The organism is Marinobacter sp. MBR-105 (assembly GCF_053628895.1).
Genome location: NZ_JBRJHG010000002.1, coordinates 90055 through 114799 on the forward strand (window position 1 = coordinate 90055; position 24745 = coordinate 114799).

The window sequence follows — 24745 nt, forward strand, 5'->3', positions numbered from 1 at the left end:
ATTAACGTCCGTGAGCGATCTGGTGCACCAGACGGAGCTTCTCCACCACCGCAGGCGCCAGCACAAAGGGGTAGGCGTCGTCGTGCCCCATGCTTCGGTTCAGGCTGTTGAGCGCAAGCGTCAAAGGCAACCAATGCCTGATCAGCGCATCGAAATCACCGGTCTGGCAGGGGTCGAAGGCAGGGCCTGTTTCGCCGCTTGTTTCCTCGGGCTGCAAGGTATTCACACGCAGACCGAGCTGCCAGGCGGTTTCCAATGTATCCACCATATGCAGATAATGTGCCCAGGTCTCTGCCCAGTCCTCCCAGGCATGGCTGCTGGCATAGGCGCTGATGTATCGGCTTTGCCAGTCAGAGGACGGGCCGTATTGGTAATGCTGGTCCAGCGCTTGCCTGTAGTCCCTGGTCTCATCACCAAAAAGGTCCCGGAATTTGCCAAGCCACGGGCTACTCCGGACAAGCAGATCCCAGTAATAGTGTCCGGACTCATGGCGAAAATGCCCTAAAACAGTGCGATACGGCTCGGCCATCTGGTTGCGCATCCGCTCGCGTTCCACCGGGTCTGCTTCGGCAATGTTGATGGTAATGACGCCATTGGCATGGCCTGTCGTTACTTTTTCACGCTCGTCAAACATAGCCGGCTGATCGGCCAGAAAATCGAATGCCAGCCCAAGCTGATCTTCGTTCCGGGGTTCGCACGGGAGTCCCAGGCGCAAGACGGAATACACAAGCCGCCGTTTCTCTTTTTCGAGACGACGCCAGAGGTCATTGTTCTTCTCGATGCTGAGATCCGGGATTGTGCGATTCAGGCGACAGGCAACACAGAAGGTATGCGGATCGGTTTTGGGGATCAGCCAGTTACAGGCTCGCTGATTCTGATAGTTGTCACACAACCGGTAGAGATCACCACGTGCGACCGTCGCCCAGGTGTTATCGCCTTCCGGCTCGATCGCCAGCAAATCCATGACATCCGGGGCAAAGCCCAGGTCAGCTCCGCAATGGGTACAGCGACTGTTTTCAAAATAAAGCAGGTTGGCACATCGACCGCAGTGGAACAGCTTCATTGGAAGGCATCCTTGGCCATTACCGGCAAGAGCATGCCTTCAAGTATTGGCCATCCAGGCCAAAACGCAAAAATCTGCCGTTAAGCAATACCAATCTTCGAAGCGACAACCCTTGCCGTCGGCATCCTGTTCTTTGTTGCAGCGATAAGTGCGGGGATCAACACGGGCGATGGGCTTTCAGCTCACCCATCAGAAAAAGCCCCCGGAGGTCGGGGGCTTCAAGACGGGTCTTACTTGACCTTCGGGTCCAGCTCGCCAGCCGCATAACGTTCGAACATCTGTTCGAGGTTCAGCGGCTTGATCTTGCTGGCCTGGCCGGCACAGCCGAAGGCTTCGTAGCGGGCGACACAGATATCGGTCATGGCAACCATGGTGGCCTTGAGGAATTTGCGCGGGTCAAATTCCGCCGGGTTCTGAGCCATGAAGCGACGAACAGCACCGGTAGAGGCCAGGCGCAGGTCGGTGTCGATGTTGACCTTGCGCACGCCGTGCTTGATACCTTCGACGATTTCTTCCACCGGTACACCGTAGGTTTCCGGGATCTCGCCACCGAATTCGTTGATCACTTTCAGCCACTCCTGAGGTACGGAGCTGGAGCCGTGCATGACCAGGTGGGTGTCCGGGATGCGGGCGTGGATGGCTTTGATCTGGTCGATGGCCAGGATGTCACCTGTAGGCGGACGGGTGAACTTGTAGGCGCCGTGGCTGGTGCCGATGGCGATAGCCAGAGCGTCGACCTGGGTTTTCTGCACGAAGTCAGCGGCTTCTTCCGGATCGGTCAGCATCTGGCTGTGATCCAGGGTGCCTTCGGCGCCAATGCCGTCTTCTTCACCGGCCTGGCCTGTTTCGAGGGAGCCCAGGCAGCCCAGCTCACCTTCTACGGAGACACCACAGGCGTGGGCCATTTCAACGGTACGACGGGTCACGTCGACGTTGTATTCGTAGCTGGTCGGCGTTTTGCCGTCTTCACCCAGGGAGCCGTCCATCATCACGGAGCTGAAGCCAAGCTGGATAGAGCGCTGGCATACGGCCGGGCTGGTGCCGTGGTCCTGGTGCATAACCACGGGGATGTGCGGCCATTCTTCGATGGCGGCCAGGATCAGGTGGCGCAGGAAAGGCGCACCGGCGTATTTGCGGGCACCGGCGGAGGCCTGGACAATGACCGGGGAGTCGGTTTTGTCGGCCGCTTCCATGATGGCGCGCATTTGTTCGAGATTGTTTACGTTAAAGGCTGGCACACCGTAACCATGCTCGGCGGCGTGGTCCAGAAGTTGCCGCAGCGAAATCAGGGCCATGGGTTGTCTCCTTCGTTGACGTTTTGAGGTTTGAATTCTGTTCGTTTTGGATTTTGGAGTGGCGTCTTAATTACCACGCTCTTCCAGCACGGCTACTGCCGGCAGGGTTTTGCCTTCCACGAATTCGAGGAACGCGCCGCCGCCGGTGGAGATGTAGGAAATCTTGTCAGCTACGCCGTATTTGTCAACGGCAGCGACGGTGTCGCCGCCACCGGCCAGGGAGAAGGCGTCGCTTTCGGCGATGGCCTGGGCGAGTGCCTTGGTGCCGTTACCGAACTGGTCGAATTCGAACACGCCAACCGGGCCGTTCCACAGGATGGTTTTGGCGTTTTTCAGCAGTTCAGCGAACTGGCCGGCGGTTTCCGGGCCTACGTCGAGGATCATGTCTTCGTCGCTGACGTCGGAGATGTTTTTGGTCGTCGCCGTGGCGGTTTCAGCGAATTCGCTGGCGACCACCACGTCAACCGGCAGCGGGATTTCCACGCGGCTGGCGATGTCTTTGGCAGTGTCGATCAGGTCGTGTTCGCACAGGGACTTGCCTACCGGGTGGCCGGCTGCGGCCAGGAAGGTGTTGGCGATGCCGCCACCAACGATGATCTGGTCACACACTTTTTCCAGAGCGTTGAGCACGTCCAGCTTGGTGGAGACTTTCGAGCCACCAACGATGGCAACGACCGGCTTGGCTGGGTTATCCAGGGCTTTGCCGAGTGCTTCCAGCTCCGCTGCCAGCAGCGGGCCGGCGCAGGCTTCAGGGGCAAATCGGGCCACACCGTGGGTGGAGGCCTGGGCGCGGTGGGCGGTGCCGAAGGCGTCCATCACATAGATGTCGCACAGGGCGGCGTATTGCCTGGCCAGGTCCTCGTTGTCTTTCTTTTCGCCTTTGTTGAAGCGAACGTTTTCGAACAGCACTACTTCGCCGTCGGCCACTTCAACGCCGTCCAGATAATCCTTGATCAGGCGGACTTCCTGGCCCAGCAGGGCGCCCAGGTGTTCGGCAACCGGTTTCATGGAGGAGGCTTCGTCGTACACGCCTTCTTCCGGGCGGCCCAGGTGGGACATCAGCATGACTTTGGCACCGGCGTCTTTGGCGGCCTTGATGGTGGGCAGCGAGGCGCGGATGCGGGCGTCACTGGATACTTTGCCGTCTTTGACCGGGACGTTCAGGTCTTCACGAATCAGAACCCGCTTGCCGGCGAGGTTCAGGTCAGTCATTTTCTTGATGGCCATAATCAGGTTCCGTAGTTATGGGTTCAAAGGTGCAAATTCTAAGCCTAAGGCTGGAGCCTGACTCCCTTCGGGATCAGCCCCCACAATATTCTTCAGGTTTTGCTCAACCAGGTTCTGCTGACATCCAGCATGCGATTGGCAAAGCCCCACTCGTTGTCAAACCAGCACAACACTTTCACCATGGTGCCGCCGGTGACTCGGGTCTGCCCGCCATCGACCACGCCGGAATGGAAATCATGGTTGAAGTCAGAACTGGCCAGCAGTTCATCGGTATAGCCGAGGATACCCTTCAATGAGCCAGCGGATGCACCGCACAGCAACTGATTCACTGTGGCTATGTCGGTCGGCTCACGCACGTTAACCACCATGTCTATAGCAGAGACATTCAGCGTTGGCACGCGCATGGCAACCGAGCTGAAACGGCCTTCCATATGAGGCAACAAACGCTCGATACCGCGGGCCAGGCCAGTGTCCACGGGCACAATATTGTGCAGGGCACTTCGGGTACGGCGCAGGTCCTGATGGTGGTAGGCATCGATGACCGGCTGGTCGTTCATGGCGGCGTGAATCGTCGTGGTGCTGCCCTGCTCTACGCCAAAGGCATCGTCCAGGACCTTGATGACCGGTACCAGGCAGTTGGTGGTGCAGGAGCCGGCAGCTACGATCACGTCCTGACCGTTCAGGTCCCCGTCGTTAATGCCGAAGACCACCGTGCGGTCGACATCCGGATCGCCCGGCTGGGAAAACAGCAGGCGCTGGGCACCGGCTTCAATATGCTTTTCCGCCGTGGCCCGGTCAGAATAGGCGCCGGAGCATTCCAGCACCAGATCCACATCCAGCAGTCGCCAGGGCAGTTCCTCGGGTTCAGGATGACGCAATACGCGGATGCGGTCGCCGTTCACAACCAGGTTATCGCCATCCACGGCCACCTCACCGTGAAACCGCCCGTGGGTGGAGTCGTATTTGGTGAGGTGGGCTATGGTGTCGATATCCGACAACTCGTTGATCGCGACCACCTGCAGATGGTCGCGATAGCCGTTTTCATAAAGGGCCCGCAACACGCACTGGCCGATGCGGCCGTACCCGTTGATGGCAATTCGAAACGGCGTTGCGTTGGTCATCAGGCGTCCAGCAGTTCGTCAGCCACTTCCAGGATGTTGTCGACAGTAAAGCCGAACTCCTTGAACAACTCACCGGCCGGCGCAGATTCACCAAAGGTGGTCATGCCAACGATGCGACCGTCCAGGCCCACGTACTTGTACCAGTAGTCCGCAATGCTCGCTTCAATGGCGATGCGGTTGGTGACTTCCAGCGGCAGCACCTGCTGCTTGTACTCGGCGCTCTGGGCATCGAATACGTCGGTAGACGGCATGGATACAACACGCACCGCTTTACCCTGCTCTCGCAGCTTGGCTGCAGCCTCCTGGGCCAGGCCCACTTCACCGCCAGTGGCGATCAGGATCAGCTCCGGCGTGCCTTCGCTGTCCGACAGGACATAACCACCCTTGGCCACATTCGCCAGCTGTTCGGCATCACGCTGCTGGTGCGGCAGTCCCTGACGGGAGAAGACCATGGCCGTCGGGCCATCCTTGCGCTCCAGGGCCGCTTTCCAGGCCACCGCAGACTCCACGGTGTCGGCCGGGCGCCAGGTGCTCATGTTCGGGGTGGTGCGCAGGCTGGCCAGCTGTTCGATAGGCTGGTGGGTCGGGCCATCTTCACCCAGACCGATGGAATCGTGGGTAAAGACAAAGATCGAGCGCTGCTTCATCAGTGCGGCCATGCGCACGGCATTACGGCAGTATTCCATGAAGATCAGGAAGGTGGCGCCGTAGGGCACGAAGCCGCCGTGCAAAGCGATACCGTTCATGATGGCCGCCATGCCGAATTCGCGCACACCGTAATAGATGTAGTTGCCGGAGGCGTCTTCCTTGGTCACGCCTTTACAGCCTGACCAGATAGTCAGGTTGGAACCGGCCAGGTCGGCAGAGCCACCCATCAGTTCCGGCAGTAGCGGGCCGTAGGCGTTCAGGGAATTCTGGGACGCCTTACGGGAGGCAACGGTCTCGCCCTTGTCCTGGCATTCCTGGATATAGGCCTGGGCTTTTTCGGCGAAGTCTGCCGGCAGGTCACCCGCCATGCGGCGTTTGAACTCGGCGGCCAGTTCCGGCTCGGCCTTCTCATAGGCCGCAAATTTCTCTTCCCAGGCACTCTGTGCAGCCTGGCCTTTTTCTTTGGCATCCCACGCGGCGTAGATCTCGGACGGCACCTCGAACGGGCCGTGCTGCCAGCCCAGGGCTTCGCGGGTCAGAGCGATTTCATCGTCACCCAGCGGGGCACCGTGACACTCTTCCTTGCCCTGCTTGTTGGGGGAACCGAAGCCGATAATGGTCTTGCAGCAAATAATGGTGGGCTGTGCGGTGTTGGCACGGGCAGCTTCAATGGCCGCACGGATGGCATCGGAATCGTGACCATCAACATTTGGGATAACCTGCCAGCCGTAGGACTCGAAACGCTTGGGCGTGTCGTCGGTGAACCAGCCCTCTACTTCTCCATCAATGGAGATGCCGTTGTCATCATAGAAGAACACCAGTTTACCCAGGCCCAGGGTGCCGGCCAGAGAGGCGACTTCGTGGGAGATACCTTCCATCAGGCAGCCGTCGCCCAGGAACGCATAGGTGTAGTGGTCAACAATGTCGTGGCCCGGACGGTTGAACTGAGCAGCCAGTGCCTTCTCTGCGAGCGCGAAGCCAACAGCATTGGCGATGCCCTGCCCCAGCGGGCCGGTGGTGGTCTCGATGCCCGGGGTATAACCGAATTCCGGATGGCCCGGTGTTTTGGAGTGCAGCTGACGGAAGTTCTTCAGGTCATCAATGCTGACGTCGTACCCGCTCAGGTGCAGCAGGGAATACTGCAGCATGGAGCCATGGCCGTTAGACAGCACGAAGCGGTCACGGTTGGCCCAATGCGGGTTGGCCGGGTTGTGGCTGAGGTAATCGTTCCACAGCACCTCGGCGATATCCGCCATACCCATGGGCGCACCCGGGTGGCCGGATTTGGCTTTCTGAACCGCATCCATGCTCAGCGCGCGAATGGCGTTGGCGAGATCTTTACGGGACGGCATTGACAATTCTCCAGTGTTTTTCAGGAAAAGACTTCAAGCTGCAAATACTGCTCAAAAAGAAGGCGCGTATTTTCGCCGATTAGGGTATGCCGGGGCAAATCCATATGTAGTGGTTTTCCGATGAAGCCGGCACAAAATCACCAAACCGACTGATTTCACAGAACTCATAAATCTATATCAAAAAATTTTGATATGGCTATTGATCGACCAACCGAACGCCCCTACACTTGCCAACCATGACCTCACTCAATGCACATGCGAACGAATTGTCCTCTGTGGACGTACTGGCCCCGATCTTCAAGGCGAGCGGCGACCCCCTGCGCCTGGAAATCCTGCGGGTGCTGCGGCGGGACACCTTCGGTGTGCTGGAGCTGAGCCAGATGTTCGACATGCGCCAGTCCGGCATGAGCCATCACCTGAAAGTGATGCACAAGGCCGGCTTGCTGGAGCCCCAGCGGGAAGGCAATGCCATTTTCTATCGTCGCCCGCTGAATCTGGACAGTGACAAACTGGCCGACCAGGCGATCCGCCAAATTTTCGAAACCGTCGACAGGGTTGCCCTGCCCCGGCACCTTAATGAAAAGATTGAAGCCATACGAGAGCAGCGGGCGGGACAGTCCCAGGCCTTTTTCTCCCGGCACTCCGAACAATTCCGGGAACAGCAGGAGCTGATTGCTGCCTTTGACCTGTATGCCGAGCCTACCGCGGAACTTATTCGCAAGCGTGCAGCGAGGCAGTCATGGCAGAGCGTTCTGGAAATCGGACCGGGTGAAGGCGGGTTCCTGCCGGTACTGTCGGAGCTGTTCCAGCATGTGGTTGGCCTGGACAACAGCAAAGACATGCTTGCCAAGGCGACGCGCACCTGCATAGAGGAACACCTGAACAACGTCGACCTGATCGAAGGCGTGACCGACACCCTGCTGGCGCGGGGCGACGCCTTTGACCTGATTGTAGCCAACATGGTGCTGCATCATGTGCCCAGCCCCGCGGACATTTTTCTGGACGCCGCAGCCCTGATGAACAGTGGCGGTTGTCTGGTCGTCAGTGATCTGTGCAGTCACGACCAGGACTGGGCCAAAGAAAACTGCGGCGACCTGTGGCTGGGCTTCGAGCCGGAAGAACTGACTTCCTGGGCGGCAGACGCCGGGCTGACCGCTGGCGAACAGCTGTTTATAGGCCTGCGCAACGGGTTCCAGGTACAGGTAAGAGAATTCTGGAAGAGTACAGAAGCGGCGTAACCAGTCGCCGCCACAGGAATATCAAAAACTTTTGATATGGGTGTAGGTAGTTTTACGTATGCCCTAACAACAACCAAGGCAGCCGGTAGGTCGAACAGGACGGAGCCGGTACGAATTTGCAATCGCTCAAGAGGAGCACACCTATGTCTGACTACAACATCTTCACCTCCGAATCGGTCTCCGAAGGCCATCCGGACAAACTGGCCGACCAGATTTCCGATGCGGTACTGGACGCCATCCTGACCGACGATCCGCACGCGCGCGTGGCCTGCGAAACCATGGTCAAGACCGGCGTGGCCATCGTCGGCGGTGAAATCACCACCAGCGCCTGGGTCGATCTGGAAGACCTGGTACGCGGTGTGATCAAAGACATCGGCTACACCTCCTCGGAAGTAGGCTACGACGGCGACACCTGTGGTGTGATCAACATCATCGGCAAACAGTCCGTCGACATCGCCCAGGGCGTTGACCGCCAGAAGCCGGAAGACCAGGGCGCAGGCGACCAGGGACTGATGTTCGGCTACGCCAGCAACGAAACCGACGTGCTGATGCCGGCGCCGATCACCTTCTCCCACCGCCTGGTTCAGCGCCAGGCCGAAGCCCGCAAGAGCGGCCTGCTGCCGTGGCTGCGTCCAGACGCCAAGAGCCAGGTCACCTGCCGCTACGAGAACGGCAAGGTTGTGGGTATCGATGCTGTGGTTCTGTCTACCCAGCACGACCCCGACGTCACCCAGGCCGACCTGAAAGAAGCGGTGATGGAACTGATCGTCAAGCACACCCTGCCGGCTGAACTGCTGCACAAAGACACCCAGTTCCACATCAACCCGACCGGCAAGTTCGTAATCGGTGGCCCGGTGGGCGACTGCGGCCTGACTGGCCGCAAAATCATCGTAGATACCTACGGCGGCATGGCCCGTCACGGTGGTGGCGCCTTCTCCGGCAAAGATCCCTCGAAGGTTGACCGTTCTGCTGCCTACGCCGGCCGTTACGTCGCCAAGAACATCGTCGCCGCCGGCCTGGCCGAGAAGTGCGAGATTCAGGTGTCCTATGCCATCGGTGTAGCCCAGCCGACCTCCATTTCTTTGAACACCTTTGGCACCGGCAAGATCAGCGACGACAAGATCATCGATCTGGTACGTGCACACTTCGACCTGCGTCCGTACGCGATCACCAACATGCTCGACCTGCTGCACCCGATGTACCGGGCCACCGCAGCTTACGGCCACTTCGGCCGTGATCCGTACGAGATGACCGTCGGTGGCAAGACCTTCACCGCGTTCCCGTGGGAGAAAACTGACCGTGCGGCAGCCCTGAAAGACGCTGCGGGCATCTGAACAGACCATTCCGGATAACTGGGCGTATTCCATTTCACCGAATACGCCCAAACCAAACTGACAGGAGAACACCATGAGCACTCCGGCCGAAAAATTGAATGACTTCCAGGACTACAAAGTCCGCGACATCACCCTCGCCGACTGGGGCCGCAAGGAAATCAAGATCGCCGAAGGCGAAATGCCCGCCCTGATGAAACTGCGCGAGAAGTACAAAGCGGAGCAGCCGCTGAAAGGCGCCAACATCATGGGCTGCATCCACATGACCATCCAGACCGCCGTGTTGATTGAAACACTGGTCGAGCTGGGCGCTAACGTACGCTGGTCTTCGTGCAACATCTTCTCCACCCAGGATCAGGCTGCAGCCGCCATCGCGGCGCAAGGCATTCCCGTGTTTGCCTGGAAAGGTGAGACAGACGAAGAGTACGAATGGTGCCTGCACAAAACCGTCGGTGCGGACGTAGACGGCTGGGAGCCGAACATGATCCTGGACGACGGCGGCGACCTGACCGAGCTGCTGCACAAGGAATACCCACAGGTAATTGCCAAGTGCCACGGCGTAACCGAAGAAACCACCACCGGCGTACACCGCCTGCAGGAAATGCTGCGTGACGGCACCCTGAAGATCCCGGCGATTAACGTCAACGACTCGGTGACCAAGTCCAAGAACGACAACAAGTACGGTTGTCGTCACAGCCTGAATGATGCCATCAAGCGTGCCACCGACCACCTGCTGTCTGGCAAAAAGGCCCTGGTAATCGGCTACGGCGACGTGGGCAAGGGTTCCGCTCTGTCCCTGCGTCAGGAAGGCATGATCGTCAAAGTCACCGAAGCCGATCCGATCTGTGCCATGCAGGCGTGCATGGACGGTTTTGAAGTCGTGTCTCCGTACATTGACGGCGTGAACACCGGTACCGAGCAGGGCATCAACAAGGATCTGCTGGCCAACACCGACCTGCTGGTAACCACCACCGGTAACGTCAACGTGTGTGACGCCAACATGTTGAAAGCGCTGAAGAGCGGTGCCGTGGTGTGCAACATCGGCCACTTCGACAACGAGATCGACACCGCCTACATGCGCAAAAACTGGGAGTGGGACGAGGTCAAGCCGCAGGTGCACGTGATCTACCGCGACAAGGCCAGCAACGACCACCTGATCCTGCTGTCCGAAGGCCGTCTGGTAAACCTTGGCAACGCCACAGGTCACCCGTCCCGCATCATGGATGGCTCCTTTGCCAACCAGGTGCTGGCGCAGATGTACCTGTTCGAGCGCAAGTTTGCCGACCTGCCGGAAGATTCCAAGGCCAAGGGCGTTTACGTCCAGGTTCTGCCCAAGCAGCTGGACGAGGAAGTGGCCCGCGCCATGGTGGAAGGTTTTGGTGGCGTGATCACCAAGATGACTCCGGACCAGGCGAAATACATCGGTGTACCGGTCGAAGGCCCGTACAAGCCGGAAAGCTACAGGTACTAATCGGAAACGAACATGGAATCCCAGAAGCAATTCAAACGCCGCTTCAGTTTCGAGTTTTTCCCGCCCAAGACCGATCAGGGCAAGGAGAAGCTGCAAGCGGTTCGTAACCAGCTGGCCGAGGTGAACCCGGACTTCTTCTCGGTCACCTTCGGAGCGGGCGGTTCCACCCGGGACCGCACCATCGAGACGGTGCTGAACCTGCACCAGCAGGGCATCTCCACGGCACCGCACCTGTCCTGCGTGGGCGGTACCCGTGAGGAAATCGGCGAGCTGCTGGATGTGTATAAAGAGAACGGCATCAACCGGATCGTTGCCCTGCGCGGCGATATGCCATCGGGCATGGGCGCTTCCGGTGAACTGCGTTACGCCAATGAACTGGTGGAATTCATACGGCAGCACAGCGGCGATCACTTCAATCTGGAAGTGGCCGCTTACCCGGAGTTTCACCCTCAGGCCCGCAACGCCGAGGAAGATCTGAAGAACTTCGCGCGAAAGGTACAGGCCGGTGCCAACAGCGCCATCACCCAGTACTTCTTTAATGCCGACAGTTACTTCTACTTCATCGACCGTCTGGAGCAGATGGGCGTCACCATTCCGGTGGTGCCGGGCATCATGCCCATCGTCAACTTCTCCAGCCTGGTGCGGTTCTCGGACATGTGCGGCGCGGAGATCCCGCGCTGGATCCGCAAGCAGCTGGAAGCCTACGGTGACGACACTGACAGCATCCGCAAGTTCGGTGAAGAAGTGGTCACTGACATGTGTGAAAAACTGCTGAAGGCCGGCGCTCCAGGGTTGCACTTCTATACCCTGAACCAGGCTGAACCCAGCCTTTCCATCTGGAAGAACCTGGGTATCAGCGACCGGGAGAAAATCGCGTTCTGACACGCCTTCCCAGCCGGTAAAGAGAGGGGCTCCGGCCCCTCTTTCCTTTCATAACCGCCTGATTTCCTGCAAATCCTGTCTCCATAGTCTAGACTGTATCTGATGCATCCCCATCAACGCTCCCTGTGATGCACGGTCACAAAGAGTGCTTTCACAGACTGCCTTACCGGGCAGACGGGGCATAAAAAAACAGAAAGGAGAAAGCATGAGCACGAAATGGCTGAAAACACTGGGTGCTGGTATGGCACTGTCTGTAGCCGCAACCTCAGTCAGCGCAGAGACCCTGCGCGTGGTTACCGACCCAAGCTTCGTCCCGTTTGAAATGATGGATCAGGAAACCGGAGAAATGATCGGTTTCGATATGGAGATCATTGCCGAAGTCGCCGAACGTGCAGGCTTTGATTACGACCTCAACACCATGGATTTCAACGGCATTATCCCGGCCCTGCAAACCGGCAACGTGGATATTGCCATCGCCGGCATCACCATTACCGATGAGCGCGAGGAAATCGTCGACTTCTCCGATCCTTACTACGATTCCGGTCTGCGCATCCTGGTGAGCCAGAACAACGGCGACGTTGATGAAATGTCGGACCTGGAAGGCATGAAAGTCGGCACCAAGATTGGCAGCACCAGCTATGACTTCCTGATGAAAAGCCTGGACGACAACGACGGTGTAACGCCGTACCCCGGCAGCTCGGACATGTACATGGCGCTAATGTCCGGTGCCGTTGATGCGGTTTTCTACGATGCCCCAAATGTTGGCTACTTCGCCAGCACCCGCGGCAAAGGCAAGGTCAAGACCGTAGGCCCCCTGTATGAAGGCCAGCAGTACGGTATTGCCCTGAAAAACGGCAGTAAATGGGTCGGCCCGGTTAACGAGGCCCTGGCAGAAATCAAGGAAGACGGCACCTACAAGACCATTTATGAAAAATGGTTCGGCCCCATGCCTGAAGACAAGTAACCCGCCACTCGAACCGGCCGGGGCACACAATGCCCTGGCCGATTCCTCCCAACCCAACGGAGAAACACACTGTGGAATTCCAGTTTCAGTTTGACTGGCAGGCGGCCATCAATTCCATTCCCTACCTGGCCAAGGGTATTCCCTACACCCTGATGATTTCCTTCGGTGGCCTGGCCATCGGTTTTGTTCTGGGCATCGTGTTCGGCCTGCTCAGCATCAACAAGAATTGGTTCTTGCGCTGGCCCGCCACTGCCTACATCGAGATTTTCCGCGGCACCCCCATCCTGGTACAGGTGCTGTTTATCTTCTACGGCCTGCCCGACCTGGTTGGCGGCCCGATCGACCCGCTGACAGCCGGTATTGCCGCGATCGCCCTTAACTCCGGTGCCTATATCTCCGAAGTGGTCCGTGGCGGCGTGCAATCCATCGACAAAGGCCAGACCGAAGCCGGTCTGTCTCTGGGCCTGTCACGCTCCCAGACTTTCTGGAACATTGTCTGGCCCCAGGCCTTCCGACGCATGATTCCGCCCCTGGGCAACCAGGCCATCGTCAGCATCAAGGACACCTCACTGTTCTCGGTCATCGGCGTGGGCGAACTGGTACGCCAGGGCCAGGTGTACATTGCCAATACCTTCACCGCGTTCGAGGTGTATTTTGTGGTGGCCATCATGTACCTGGCCATTACGCTGTCCCTGTCACTGATCCTGCGGCTGCTTGAGCGCCGTGGTGTCGCGTCTGCCTGAAGGAGCCCGAGCAATGACACAGATTGTAAAAATGAAGGGCATGAACAAATACTTCGGCAAACTGCATGTCCTCAAGGATATCGACCTGACCGTGGAACAGGGCGAAGTGGTGGTGATCATCGGCGCCAGTGGCTCCGGCAAATCTACCCTGATTCGTTGCGTGAATGGCCTGGAAGAATACGAATCCGGGTCGCTTGAGGTGGATAACCACCCTCTGGCCCCGAAAGGCGGGAATCAGAACAGCCTGGCGGAAATCCGCAAGGAAGTGGGCATGGTGTTCCAGCAGTTCAACCTGTTCCCGCACCTGACGGTGAAAAAGAACATCATGCTGGCGCCCATGAAGGTGAAAAGAACGGCCGAAGTGGTTGCCAACGCCACCGCCGAACGCCTGCTGGAACGTGTAGGCATCGGCAACCAGGCCGATAAATACCCCAGCCAGCTATCCGGCGGCCAGCAACAGCGGGTGGCCATCGCCCGGGCTCTGGCCATGGAGCCCAGGCTGATGCTGTTCGACGAACCCACGTCAGCGCTGGACCCGGAAATGATCGGGGAAGTGCTGGATGTCATGCGGGAGCTGGCCCGAGAAGGTATGACCATGATGGTCGTCACCCATGAAATGGGCTTCGCCCGCGAGGTGGCCGACCGGGTGATTTACATTCACGAAGGCCAGATTGTCGAGGAAGGCAAACCCGACGAGGTGTTCGATAACCCTCAGAATGAGCGCACCCAGGCATTCCTGTCCCGGGTACTGGCTCACTGACCCTCGCGTTTAAAGCAACTGGCGGATGACGTCATACTCACGTTCAATCTTGGCGTGGGAGTCATCCGCCAGAAACTTCGCAATCTTCCGGCCCAGAAACGGCACCTCGCACAGCACCGACAGGCTCACGTAGTTGATACAACGGTCGCCGTTGCCCAACAGCCGCATCGCGCCCTTGATCTTAGCCGGCACGCCGTCAATGCGCACCCGAAACTCGCAGTGCCACTCGTCATCGTCTTTGCGGAACCAGTGCTCTTCCTGCCGCACCCGGTTCCATTCCCGGTGGAAACCGGAAAGCACACCCGGCACCGGTGCCGAGGCGGTCATTTCCCGCTCGATCACCAGTTTGGCCGACATTTCGTCCTTTTTCAGCTCGGTCACCTTGAGATTGCGGGCACCCAGTTGCTCGTTTTTGTTGCGAATATGCGCCTCATCGAAGAAACGCTCGATCACCTGATCAAGCCCCCGCTCGTAGGGGTGCTCCAGATTGAGTTCCATGATTACCTCCGAACCTGTCTTACCCCTATTGTTGCGGTCGCCCGGCGTGGCAACATTGGCCGGGCGGGCAAGCAAACCGGGCAAGCAAGCCAGACCGATTGGTTCACATTCTGGCGCTGTTAAGCGATGGCCCGGGCAAGTATCATGTGAGGATTTTAACAAACCGAACAAACGGCCCGGGAGCTGACAGGAGACTACAATGCGCAATGCCGATCTGGTCGCACGGGATCTTAAATCCGTGTGGCACCCGTGCACCCAGATGAAAGACCACGAAACCCTGCCCCTGATCCCCATCAAACGGGGCGAAGGTGTCTGGCTGGAGGACTTTGAGGGCAACCGCTACATCGACGCCGTCAGCTCCTGGTGGGTTAACCTGTTCGGCCACGCCAATCCGCGCATCAACTCCGCCATTCAGGAACAGATCGGTCAGCTCGAACATGTGATTCTGGCCGGTTTCAGTCATGAGCCAGTGGTTAATCTGTCGGAGCGGCTGATCGAGGTAACGCCGGAAGGCCTGAACAAGTGTTTCTATGCCGACAATGGTTCCTCGGCCATCGAAGCCGCTCTGAAGATGAGTTACCACTACTGGAAAAACCACGGCAAACCGGGCAAAAAGAACTTCGTTAACCTCAGCAACAGCTACCATGGCGAAACCCTGGGCGCGCTGGCCCTGGGCGACGTGGCCCTGTACAAGGACACCTACCAGCCGCTGCTGATGGAAGTGCTGACCGCCCCCTCACCGGACGCCTACAACAAAGAGCCGGGCGAAACCGATGAAGAGTACGCCCTGCGCCAGTTCGAGGCCATGGACAAACTGCTGGCCGAGAAACACGACGAAATCTGCGCTGTGGTGGTGGAGCCGTTGATCCAGTGCGCCGGTGGCATGCGCATGCACCACCCGGTTTACCACACCAAACTGCGGGAAGCCTGCGACCGTTACGGGGTGCACCTGATCGCGGATGAAATTGCCGTCGGCTTTGGCCGCACCGGTACGCTGTTCGCCTGTGAACAGTCTGGTATCACCCCCGATTTCATGTGCCTGTCCAAAGGCCTGACCGCCGGCTACCTGCCGTTGTCCGTGGTGCTCACCACCGACAACGTCTACAACGCCTTTTACGACGACTACGAAACCATGCGCGCCTTCCTGCACAGCCACAGCTACACCGGCAACCCCATCGGCTGCGCCGTCGCCCTGGCCACGCTCGACATCTTCCGGGATGAGAACGTCATCGAAAACAACCGCCAGCTGTCCCGCTGTATGGCCGAGTCCGTTGCCCATCTGGCCGACCACCCGAACGTGGGCGACATCCGCCAGCACGGCATGACCATGGCCATTGAAATGGTTAAAGACAAAGCCAGCAAAACCCCGTTCCCCTGGCAGGAGCGCCGTGGCATCAGAGTGTATAAGCATTCACTCACCCGCCAGGCCTTGCTGCGCCCCCTGGGTAACGTGCTGTACTTCATGCCGCCCTACGTGATCACCGAAGAACAGATTCGCCATCTGGCTCAGGTGGCCACCGAAGGCATCGAAATCGCGGTCAAGGACTGAGAACCGCCGCCATGAGAATCCCACGCATCTTCACCGACAGCCCCCTGGCTGTCGGCGGCCAGTGCCAGCTGGACGACAACGCCGCCAACCATGTGGGGCGGGTCCTGCGCATGCAGGCGGGCCAGGCACTTCTGCTTTTCAACGGTGACGGTCAGGACTATCACGCCACCATTACCGAAGCCGGAAAGAAACACGTGCAGGTGGCAGTCACGGAAGCCGCTGAAAACGAAACAGAATCTTCCCTCAGAGTAGTACTGGCACAGACCCTGTCCAAGGGCGACCGCATGGACTACGCCGTACAAAAAGCGGTGGAAATGGGCGTGAGCGAAATCGTGCCACTGACTACCGAACGCTGCGACGTCAAACTCAAAGGCGACCGGGAAGACAAGCGTCTTCGCCACTGGCAACAGGTTGCCATCAGCGCCGCCGAACAGTGCGGCCGTGCCAGGGTTCCGGAAATACAGCCGGTTATGACCGTGCAACAGTGGCTGGAACACGCCCGGGCCTGTGACTTGCGCCTGGTGCTACACCATCGCACCGAACGGTCCCTGAACACCCTCGAAAAGCCCTCCAGCATCGCCCTGATGATCGGCCCCGAAGGCGGCCTGACCGCTGAAGAAATTGCCCTGGCCGAGGACAACGGTTTTCTGCCCGTTGCCCTGGGCCCCCGGGTACTGCGCACCGAAACTGCACCCGTTGCCGCCATCGCCCTGTGTCAGTGGCTCTGGGGGGATATCGGCTCCTGAGACAGGCGGGTGACTATTCATGGCGTCACGTCCTGGCATCCCAGTCATTGACAGAGCTGTCGGTGCACAACATTATCTTGTCTGACAAAAAGTGGGCGGGAATGCCACCTTGTATGGGCGCCTGCACCCAAGAAAACAATTAAGAGCCCAGGATGATAAACCTACTTACCAATCCGGAATTTTGGCAATACCTCAGCATTCCCGTGATCGCCGCCCTCATCGGCTGGAGCACCAACTGGCTCGCCATCAAAATGACCTTCTACCCTCTGGAGTTCATCGGCAAGCCACCGATTCTGGGCTGGCAGGGCATTATTCCCTCCAAAGCCCGCAAAATGGCCGCCAAAAGCGTGGATGCCACCATTTCCAAAATCGGTACCGTTCAGGAGATCTTCGAACAGATCGACCCAAAAGTCCTGGCCGCCCACATCATCTACACCGTCGACCCCCGCATCGAGGAATATGTCGACGAACTCATGCTGCGGGAATACCCCACCTTCTGGGAAAACCTGCCCGCCTCGGCCCGCAAAATGGTCTATGACCGGGTACGCAAATCCACCCCGCAACTGGTCGACAACCTGGTTGAAGACATCTCCGACAACATTGAAGACCTGCTCGACATCAAAGGCATGGTCATCGAGCGCCTGGCCCGGGATAAAAAGCTGCTCAACCGGATATTTCTGGAGTGCGGTGACGTGGAGTTCCGCTTCATCATCAATTCCGGCCTCTACTTCGGCTTTCTGTTCGGCATTATCCAGATGGGCGTGTGGTACCTGTACCCGGCCATCTGGGTACTACCCCTGTTTGGCCTCTTGGTGGGCTGGGCCACCAACTGGATTGCGCTGAATGTGATCTTCCGGCCCCTGCATGAACACAAGGTCGGCCCTCTGCGCATCCAGGGCCTGTTCCTCAAGCGCCAGCCAGAAGTGGCGGAATCCTTCTGTCACATCGTGACCCACGAGATACTGACCGTGGGCAACATCATCAACGCCATCCTCGAAGGACCCAAAGGTGACCGCGCCCGCAACATGGTGAAAAAACACATCAAACCACTGGTGGATGAAACCGCAGGCATGGGCAAGGCCCTGACCCAGATGGCGTTCGGCCCAACGGGTTTTGCCACCCTGAAAAACCAGGTGGGCGAAAAAGCCATCGCGATATCCCAGAGTTCCTTCAACAACCCCGTGTTCGAGCGAGACCGTGCCCGGGCGGTGGAGTCCATCATGGTGGAGCGGATGAATGCCCTGTCCTCGGAAGAATTCCAGGATCTGCTGCGCCCGTGCTTCCAGGAAGACGAGATCAAACTGATCCTGGTGGGCGCCTTCCTGGGTCTGGTGGCCGGTGTGTGCCAACTGGTCTTTGTCTTTGGCGAGTCCTTTTTCTGATCGTTGTCAGGGCTGTGCAGGGTTGCATTACGCTACTATACTGGCCAGATAACCAGTCCATTCTTTATACACGCTATGCGGAGGCAAGGGATGCCGGGCTTTTTTTCCTGGATATCAGGCCTGTTCAACAGCACTCAATCCGTCCCACAGGCTGCCTCCGAAACCCGGCTTTTTAATCCTTCCAGCACCAGCCAGCCCGGCAATAGCAACGATGAAGGCGACATTGTTGGCCAACTGGAAGACCACCTGTTCACCTGGCTGCTTGATGTGGAACCCGCGCGACTTCGTGCCGGCACAGATAGTGGCGAAAGGGAACTGGCCGAGCTCGAGCGGCGCCTGCAAATGAACGAAATGGAAGAACTGCCCAGGAAGCCTGGCAGCTTACCCATGCTGATGCGAGCACTGTCCAATGACGCCACCGAACGCAAAGAGCTTACCCGCATCATTCTGAGTGACCCGTCACTGACCGACCAGTTGCTGCAGGTGGCCAACAGCCCCTACTTCCGCCCGAGTGAACACGTCATAGAATCCGTTGACCAGGCGGTGTTCGTGCTGGGTGTGGACGGCATCCGGAACGTGATTGCTGCGGCGGTTATGCGGCCTATGATGGCGGCCCGAAACAGCCGCGAGGCACTTTTCGCCCAACGATCCTGGCGCTGGGGCCTGACCTGCGCCCGAGCGGCGGAAATGATTGCCAAGATTCACCGGGACGACACCAGCGCCCACTTCATGGTTGGCCTGCTGCCAGCATTGGCGTACATCACCATTCGCAGGGAACTGGGGCGTATCTACCGCACCAGGGGCTCTGGCAGTGAACCGGAGCCGGCGTTGCTGAGATTGGCCCTGGCCCGCTATCAGTGGGCCACTTGTCAGCTACTGGCGAATGTCTGGACTCTGCCTCCCAAATACCATGCCTGGCTGTTATCGGCAGAACGGCCGGCGCCGCGGCAGGCGCACTCGGCACTGACCGACGGCCTGCTTCTGGGCACCCGGGAGGTGCTGCGCCATGCCCGCCAAAGAAACCTGTCAGAAGAGAATCTGATTCGCATTGTGCACCTGTCCCCGGAGCAACTGGGCAGGGTACGTACGGTATTGCTCAGAATGCTCCAGGAAGGCAAAAGTTCACAGGTTCGGACCTGACGCCGGTGCTTTGACAGTGTCCGCCCCGGGCGGTATATCGGCATTCAGCAGGCTGGCAAAACTGACGTCATCGCTGGTGGGCGCAAGATCGATCAACTCCCGCGGCATGGCACCGGCTGGAAGACGATCCACCACCCGGTCTTCGTCCTTGCGCACAGCCCGCAGCACACTGCCGACCGTAATCAGATCCAGTGTTCGCCCTGGAACCAGCTGATCGCCATCTCGCCCCGCCAGATTCAGCAATCCGGCGCGGATCAGCTTGTCGCTGATCTTGCGGGTGACTTCGCCGGGAATCCGCAACTGCTGCTCCAGAGACTCCTGCTGAGGCGCCGGTTCACCGCGGCTGAACGGCTTGGCCACCATCCACATCAGGGCAAGCCCTACCCGCTCCTGCAATTCCGGCGCCAGCTGGACATTCCGGCGCTTGGCTACGGCCCCCGGGTTTTGCAGATAGAAAGCCAGACTGGCGCCAAGCAGCAGGATCATCCAGTTCAGATACGTCCAGATCAGCAGAATGATACCGACCGCAAAACCGGAGTAGATGGCCGCATACTTGGCCGAGCCGGCCACGAACGAGGCAAACAGCATGCCGCCAGCCTGCCAGGAAACGCCGGCCACCAGCCCGGCGATAAACGCGTAGCGCAGCTTCACCCGGGTGTTAGGGATAAAGATGTAAACAAAGGTGAACGCGCCCACCACCAGGAAAAATGGTGTAAATCGACTGGCAAGGACAATCAACGAACCAAACGGCTCGATGGCCATAAGATTCTGAGCGATTTCTGAAGAGAATATGGTGGCGGTTACCCCGATAGCCGAAACCATCAACAAGGGGCCGACCATGATGACGCTCAGATAGTTACTGAAACGCTGCGCCATGGAGCGCATTTCCGGCACCCGCCAGATCATGTTGAACGAGCGCTCGATTTTCTGAACCAGGGAAATGACGGTGTACACCAACAAGGCCAGACCCACCGAGCCCAACACACCGACTTTCATATTATCGACAAAGCCCAGGATTCGCTCAGCCACCTCCACACCCTGTGGGCCCATCGGCTGGAAGAACTGGTACAGGAATGGCTCCATGCGCTGGTGCACACCCAGCGCTTTCAGCACGGAAAAGCTCAGGGCGAGCAACGGCACAATGCTGAGCAACGTGGTGTAAACCAGGCTCATGGCGTGCAGTGTCAGCTGACCACTGATCACATCGCGGATCAGGGCATAAGCCGAGCGCCCGGATTTATACAGCCAGGTCCAGGGCCAGGTCTGCGGTGGGTTGGAATTGGACAGTATCCAGTCTTCAGCAGCCTGGAGCCGCTCTTTCATCTGGGTGGAAGCCACGTAACATCCTGCTTGTCAGTGTTTCTTCAAGCTTATCAGGCAGCTGTCAGTAAACAACCCGGAAACCGGGTATTTGTTGTACACCCGGACAAATCCTCCTGGCGGTGGGCTTCCTTCACCCGACTTCAGGTAACCGACGCCAGATTACGCGCCGTAATCTCCACAATTCGCTGCCGCGCCTCTTGGCTCGCCCAGGCCGAGTGTGGGGTCAGAATCAGATTGGGAACATTGTCTGCCAGCAGCGGGTTACCATTGCGAGGAGGTTCTTCGGTTAACACGTCAAAGCCCGCACCGGCAATATCGCCATTCCGCAAGGCGTCAGCCAAAGCCGATTCATCAACCAAGCCGCCTCTACTGGTGTTGATCAGCAGTGCCGACGACTTCATTAAACCCAGTTCCCGGGCGCCAATCATGTTGCGGGTTTCTTCTGTCAGCAGGCAGTGGAGTGATAGCACATCAGCCTGCACCAACAGTTCATCCAACGGAATTCGAGGGTAGCCATCCACCTCGCCAGGCTCTTGGCCGGGCCGGCAGCCGAGGACGATGTTCATGCCAAACGCCTTTGCCCGTTCCGCCACACCCTGGCCAAGATCGCCGTAGCCGACAATGCCCAGCGTTTTGCCTTCCAGCTCCATAATCGGGTAGTCCATCAGGCAGAACATATCGCTTTTGGCCCACTGGCCGTTGCGGGCACCCCGGTTGTAATCCAGCAGCCGGGTGGCCAGTGCCAGGATGAGAGCCATGGTGTGCTGGGCCACGGTGGAACGGCCATAATTGGTAACGTTCATTACCTTGATGTCGTGGGCCTTGGCCGCCTCCAGATCGATGTTATTGAGACCGGTTGCCACCACCGCGATGGTTTTCAGTTCCGGGCAGGCTTCAAAATGTTCGCCGTTCAGCACCACCTTGTTCACCAGCACCGTATCAAAGCCCTGAATCCTTTGAATCACCTGCTCGGGGTTAGTGCGCGGGTGGCAGGTCAGTCCGCCAGTGATGTTTTCAATGGGGCTCAGATCCACATCCTCGCCCAGTGTTTCGGCATCCAGAAAAACGGCTTTCATACTTTTCTCCTGACTCATCGACCCCACAGATTAAGGTAGACTGAGGAAAACGATCAATCTCCGGGAGGCTACCCATGGAACACGAATTCTGGCACGAACGCTGGGCAAAAGACCAAATCGGCTTCCACGAAGGCACGGTTAATCAGTACCTGCATGACCACTGGCCCGAACTGGCAGGCAACGGCACCGACGCCGTGTTCGTTCCCCTGTGCGGCAAGGCCCATGACATGTGGTGGCTGCACGATCGCGGACATCCGATTATCGGCGTGGAGTTAAGCGAGGTTGCCTGCAAGGATTTTTTCGAGGAAGCGCAGGAGAAAGCCATCGTTCACCCGGGTGAACCCTTTACCACCTTCCGCCATGACGACCTGCAGATCTGGTGTGGGGATTATTTCCAGCTGGTGCCGGACGACCTCAAACACATTCGCCTGGTGTACGACCGGGCTGCCCTGATCGCCCTGCCCCCGGAAATGCGCAAGAGCTATGTCAATCATCTCACCGCTATTATTCCGGACGACACCAGAATCCTGCTGATCACGCTGGATTACGACAGTTCGGAAATGCAGGGCCCGCCGTTCAACGTTACCGACGACGAAGTGTTCAGGCTTTACGGTGAGGATTATGAGATCAACCAGGTGCTGAAACGGGACATGGCCCGTGACAACCCGTTTGCCAAACGCCGGGGCCTGAGAAACGGCGCCACAGAGAGTGTTTTTACCCTCGTCAAGAAATAACCTTCGATCATGGGCGGTAAGTCCCTTGTGTCCCGTCTGGCTTACCGCCCGTAACATAATTTAATGAACCTAATTTGACTGCTCACTGTCCAACCTCCGAACTCTGAACTAAGCTCAGATTAAGCAGGCCGGAAACCTCCGGATAACGTATACCTGCTTAACACCATCCCATTCATTCCTTAACCAGACACACCGCCGGGACAGGCGGCGAAACAGCAACGGGGACATTGCGTGAATTTATAACAGGCAAGAGTAAGCGAGGGGCCATCTATGAGCATTCTGCAGCACTTCAAAGACCGGTATGAACAGACTCAGGAGGAGGAATACTCCCTTGAGGAATACCTGGAGATCTGCAAAAAGGACCCAACGGCATACGCCACCGCCGCGGAGCGGATGTTGATTGCCATCGGCGAACCAGAACTGATCGATACCTCCCGTGACCCCCGCCTGTCACGCATCTTCTCGAACAAAGTCATCAAGCGTTACCCGGAATTCGACGAGTTTTACGGCATGGAAGATGCCGTCGAAAACATCGTTTCGTTCTTCCGCCACGCAGCCCAGGGTCTGGAGGAGAAGAAGCAGATTCTCTACCTGCTCGGCCCCGTTGGCGGCGGTAAGTCTTCCCTGGCCGAGAAACTCAAGGCCCTGATGCAGAAGGTCCCTTTCTACGCCATCAAAGGCTCTCCGGTAAACGAAAGCCCGCTAGGCCTGTTCGACCCGGCCGAGGATGGCCCGATTCTGGAAGAGGAATACGGCATTCCCGGCCGCTACCTGAAAAACATCATGTCACCCTGGGCAGTCAAGCGCCTGCATGAGTTTGGCGGCGACATCAGCCAGTTCCGGGTGGTTAAACGTTACCCCTCGGTGCTGGACCAGATCGGTGTATCCAAGACCGAGCCGGGCGACGACAACAACCAGGACATCTCGGCCCTGGTGGGCAAGGTCAACATCCGAATGCTGGAAGACTATTCCCAGGATGATCCGGATGCCTACAGCTTCAGCGGCGGCCTGTGCAAAGCCAACCAGGGGCTGATGGAGTTTGTGGAAATGTTCAAGGCACCCATCAAGGTGCTGCATCCGCTGTTGACGGCCACCCAGGAAGGCAACTACAACACCACCGAGGGCATGGGCTCGGTGCCCTTCGACGGCGTGATCCTGGCCCACTCCAATGAATCCGAGTGGCAGACCTTCCGCAATAACAAGCACAACGAAGCCTTCCTGGACCGGGTATACATCGTCAAGGTGCCCTACTGTGTGCGGGTCACTGAAGAAATTGAAATCTATCGCAAGCTGCTGAAGCACAGCTCACTGTCCGGAGCGCCCTGCGCACCTGACACTCTTGATATGCTGGCCCAGTTCTCGGTGCTGTCCCGGATCAAGGAGCCGGAAAACTCAAGCATCTTCTCCAAGATGAAGGTATACGACGGCCAGAGCATCAAGGACACCGACCCCAAGGCCAAGTCCATCCAGGAGTACCGGGATGCTGCCGGGGTGATGGAAGGCATGGATGGCCTGTCCACCCGCTTTGCCTTCAAGATTCTATCGAAAGTGTTCAATTTCGACACCACCGAGATTGCCGCCAACCCGGTGCACCTGCTCTATGTGCTGGAAAAGCAGATCGAACAGGAGCAGTTCCAGCCGGAGTTGCAGGAAAAATACCTGCGCTTCATCAAGGAGTACCTGGCGCCCCACTACGTCCAGTTTATCGGCAAGGAAATCCAGACGGCTTACCTGGAAAGCTACAGCGAGTATGGCCAGAACCTGTTCGACCGCTATGTCACCTATGCCGACTTCTGGATTCAGGATCAGGAGTTCCGGGACCCGGAAACCGGCGAGATTCTGGACCGTTCCTCCATCAACGACGAGCTGGAGAAAATCGAGAAACCAGCGGGCATTTCCAACCCCAAGGACTTCCGCAACGAAGTGGTCAACTTTGTGCTGCGGGCCCGGGCCAACAACGGTGGCAAGAACCCCTCCTGGCTCAGCTATGAGAAGCTGCGCAGCGTGATCGAGAAGAAGATGTTCTCGAACACCGAAGACCTGTTGCCGGTGATTTCCTTCAATCCGAAGGCCAGCCAAGAAGACCAGAAGAAGCACAAGCAGTTTGTGGAACGCATGGTTGACCGTGGGTACACCGAGAAACAGGTTCGCTTGCTCGCCGAGTGGTACCTGCGTGTTCGGAAATCCCATTAACGGCCAGCG

The 24745-nt window shown here is 58.2% G+C and carries 21 protein-coding genes; 13 read left to right on the plus strand and 8 right to left on the minus strand.

Annotation, left to right across the window (positions count from 1 at the left end):
• Position 1 precedes the first annotated feature (1 nt).
• The 5 genes from ACSSVV_RS03400 to tkt form a co-directional block, all read right to left on the minus strand.
• Positions 2-1063 carry a zinc-binding metallopeptidase family protein gene (locus tag ACSSVV_RS03400; RefSeq protein WP_023012217.1) on the minus strand — a complete coding sequence of 354 codons (1062 nt, stop codon included), beginning with the start codon at positions 1061-1063 and terminating at the stop codon, positions 2-4.
• Between the two features lie 230 nt (positions 1064-1293).
• Positions 1294-2358 (minus strand): class II fructose-bisphosphate aldolase, encoded by a 1065-nt coding sequence (gene fba, locus ACSSVV_RS03405; protein WP_011786479.1) that lies wholly within the window; start codon positions 2356-2358, stop codon positions 1294-1296.
• Between the two features lie 66 nt (positions 2359-2424).
• The gene (locus ACSSVV_RS03410) at positions 2425-3585 is read right to left on the minus strand and encodes a phosphoglycerate kinase (RefSeq protein ID WP_023012218.1); all 1161 of its coding nucleotides are present in this window, start codon (positions 3583-3585) and stop codon (positions 2425-2427) included.
• 92 nt (positions 3586-3677) lie between these two features.
• A complete protein-coding gene (locus ACSSVV_RS03415) occupies positions 3678-4706 on the minus strand; it encodes a type I glyceraldehyde-3-phosphate dehydrogenase (protein WP_022992439.1) in 1029 nt (342 codons plus the stop codon).
• Positions 4706-6706 (minus strand): transketolase, encoded by a 2001-nt coding sequence (gene tkt / locus ACSSVV_RS03420; protein ID WP_023012219.1) that lies wholly within the window; start codon positions 6704-6706, stop codon positions 4706-4708. The genes ACSSVV_RS03415 and tkt overlap by 1 nt, the downstream gene beginning before the upstream one ends.
• A gap of 236 nt (positions 6707-6942) precedes the next feature.
• On the opposite strand from tkt, the gene ACSSVV_RS03425 reads away from it, so the two are divergent.
• The 7 genes from ACSSVV_RS03425 to ACSSVV_RS03455 all read left to right on the plus strand — a co-directional run bounded on the left by ACSSVV_RS03425 (position 6943) and on the right by ACSSVV_RS03455 (position 14095).
• The gene (locus ACSSVV_RS03425; RefSeq protein WP_022992441.1) at positions 6943-7944 is read left to right on the plus strand and encodes a metalloregulator ArsR/SmtB family transcription factor; all 1002 of its coding nucleotides are present in this window, start codon (positions 6943-6945) and stop codon (positions 7942-7944) included.
• A 143-nt stretch (positions 7945-8087) separates the two neighbouring features.
• On the plus strand, positions 8088-9278 hold the full coding sequence (metK, locus tag ACSSVV_RS03430) for a methionine adenosyltransferase (RefSeq protein ID WP_023008553.1): 1191 nt from the start codon (positions 8088-8090) through the stop codon (positions 9276-9278).
• A 73-nt stretch (positions 9279-9351) separates the two neighbouring features.
• Positions 9352-10746: an adenosylhomocysteinase gene (gene ahcY, locus ACSSVV_RS03435; RefSeq protein WP_011786485.1), complete on the plus strand. Its 1395-nt coding sequence runs from the start codon at positions 9352-9354 to the stop codon at positions 10744-10746.
• 12 nt (positions 10747-10758) lie between these two features.
• Positions 10759-11628 (plus strand): methylenetetrahydrofolate reductase [NAD(P)H], encoded by an 870-nt coding sequence (metF, locus tag ACSSVV_RS03440; RefSeq protein ID WP_022992444.1) that lies wholly within the window; start codon positions 10759-10761, stop codon positions 11626-11628.
• 205 nt (positions 11629-11833) lie between these two features.
• A complete protein-coding gene (locus ACSSVV_RS03445; RefSeq protein ID WP_022992445.1) occupies positions 11834-12592 on the plus strand; it encodes a transporter substrate-binding domain-containing protein in 759 nt (252 codons plus the stop codon).
• 71 nt (positions 12593-12663) lie between these two features.
• On the plus strand, positions 12664-13335 hold the full coding sequence (locus ACSSVV_RS03450; protein ID WP_031210002.1) for an amino acid ABC transporter permease: 672 nt from the start codon (positions 12664-12666) through the stop codon (positions 13333-13335).
• 13 nt (positions 13336-13348) lie between these two features.
• Positions 13349-14095 carry an amino acid ABC transporter ATP-binding protein gene (locus tag ACSSVV_RS03455; RefSeq protein ID WP_011786489.1) on the plus strand — a complete coding sequence of 249 codons (747 nt, stop codon included), beginning with the start codon at positions 13349-13351 and terminating at the stop codon, positions 14093-14095.
• Between the two features lie 9 nt (positions 14096-14104).
• Here the strand turns inward: ACSSVV_RS03455 and ACSSVV_RS03460 are convergent, their stop codons facing one another.
• Positions 14105-14593, minus strand: a complete 489-nt coding sequence (locus ACSSVV_RS03460) for a DUF2505 domain-containing protein (RefSeq protein WP_023012220.1) — start codon at positions 14591-14593, stop codon at positions 14105-14107.
• Positions 14594-14792: 199 nt separating this feature from the next.
• On the opposite strand from ACSSVV_RS03460, the gene ACSSVV_RS03465 reads away from it, so the two are divergent.
• From ACSSVV_RS03465 to ACSSVV_RS03480, 4 genes are all read left to right on the plus strand, one after another.
• Positions 14793-16142 carry an adenosylmethionine--8-amino-7-oxononanoate transaminase gene (locus ACSSVV_RS03465; RefSeq protein WP_011786491.1) on the plus strand — a complete coding sequence of 450 codons (1350 nt, stop codon included), beginning with the start codon at positions 14793-14795 and terminating at the stop codon, positions 16140-16142.
• Between the two features lie 11 nt (positions 16143-16153).
• Complete coding sequence (locus tag ACSSVV_RS03470) at positions 16154-16888, plus strand: 16S rRNA (uracil(1498)-N(3))-methyltransferase (protein WP_011786492.1); 735 nt, start codon at positions 16154-16156, stop codon at positions 16886-16888.
• 152 nt (positions 16889-17040) lie between these two features.
• Positions 17041-18270: a DUF445 domain-containing protein gene (locus ACSSVV_RS03475; RefSeq protein ID WP_023012221.1), complete on the plus strand. Its 1230-nt coding sequence runs from the start codon at positions 17041-17043 to the stop codon at positions 18268-18270.
• A 90-nt stretch (positions 18271-18360) separates the two neighbouring features.
• On the plus strand, positions 18361-19410 hold the full coding sequence (locus ACSSVV_RS03480; RefSeq protein WP_022990883.1) for an HDOD domain-containing protein: 1050 nt from the start codon (positions 18361-18363) through the stop codon (positions 19408-19410).
• On the opposite strand, the gene ACSSVV_RS03485 is transcribed toward ACSSVV_RS03480, so the two are convergent.
• Both ACSSVV_RS03485 and ACSSVV_RS03490 read right to left on the minus strand, forming a co-directional pair.
• Positions 19393-20748, minus strand: a complete 1356-nt coding sequence (locus ACSSVV_RS03485) for a YihY/virulence factor BrkB family protein (RefSeq protein ID WP_022990882.1) — start codon at positions 20746-20748, stop codon at positions 19393-19395. The genes ACSSVV_RS03480 and ACSSVV_RS03485 overlap by 18 nt on opposite strands.
• Before the next feature lie 125 nt (positions 20749-20873).
• Positions 20874-21809 (minus strand): D-2-hydroxyacid dehydrogenase, encoded by a 936-nt coding sequence (locus ACSSVV_RS03490; RefSeq protein ID WP_022990881.1) that lies wholly within the window; start codon positions 21807-21809, stop codon positions 20874-20876.
• A 74-nt stretch (positions 21810-21883) separates the two neighbouring features.
• Here ACSSVV_RS03490 and tmpT point away from each other — a divergent pair, with 74 nt between their 5' ends.
• Both tmpT and ACSSVV_RS03500 read left to right on the plus strand, forming a co-directional pair.
• Positions 21884-22543, plus strand: coding sequence for a thiopurine S-methyltransferase (tmpT, locus tag ACSSVV_RS03495; RefSeq protein ID WP_022990880.1), 660 nt, complete (start codon positions 21884-21886; stop codon positions 22541-22543).
• A gap of 270 nt (positions 22544-22813) precedes the next feature.
• Entirely contained in the window at positions 22814-24736 is a 1923-nt protein-coding gene (locus tag ACSSVV_RS03500; RefSeq protein WP_011786498.1) for a PrkA family serine protein kinase, read from the plus strand.
• The last annotated feature ends 9 nt before the right edge of the window (positions 24737-24745 follow it).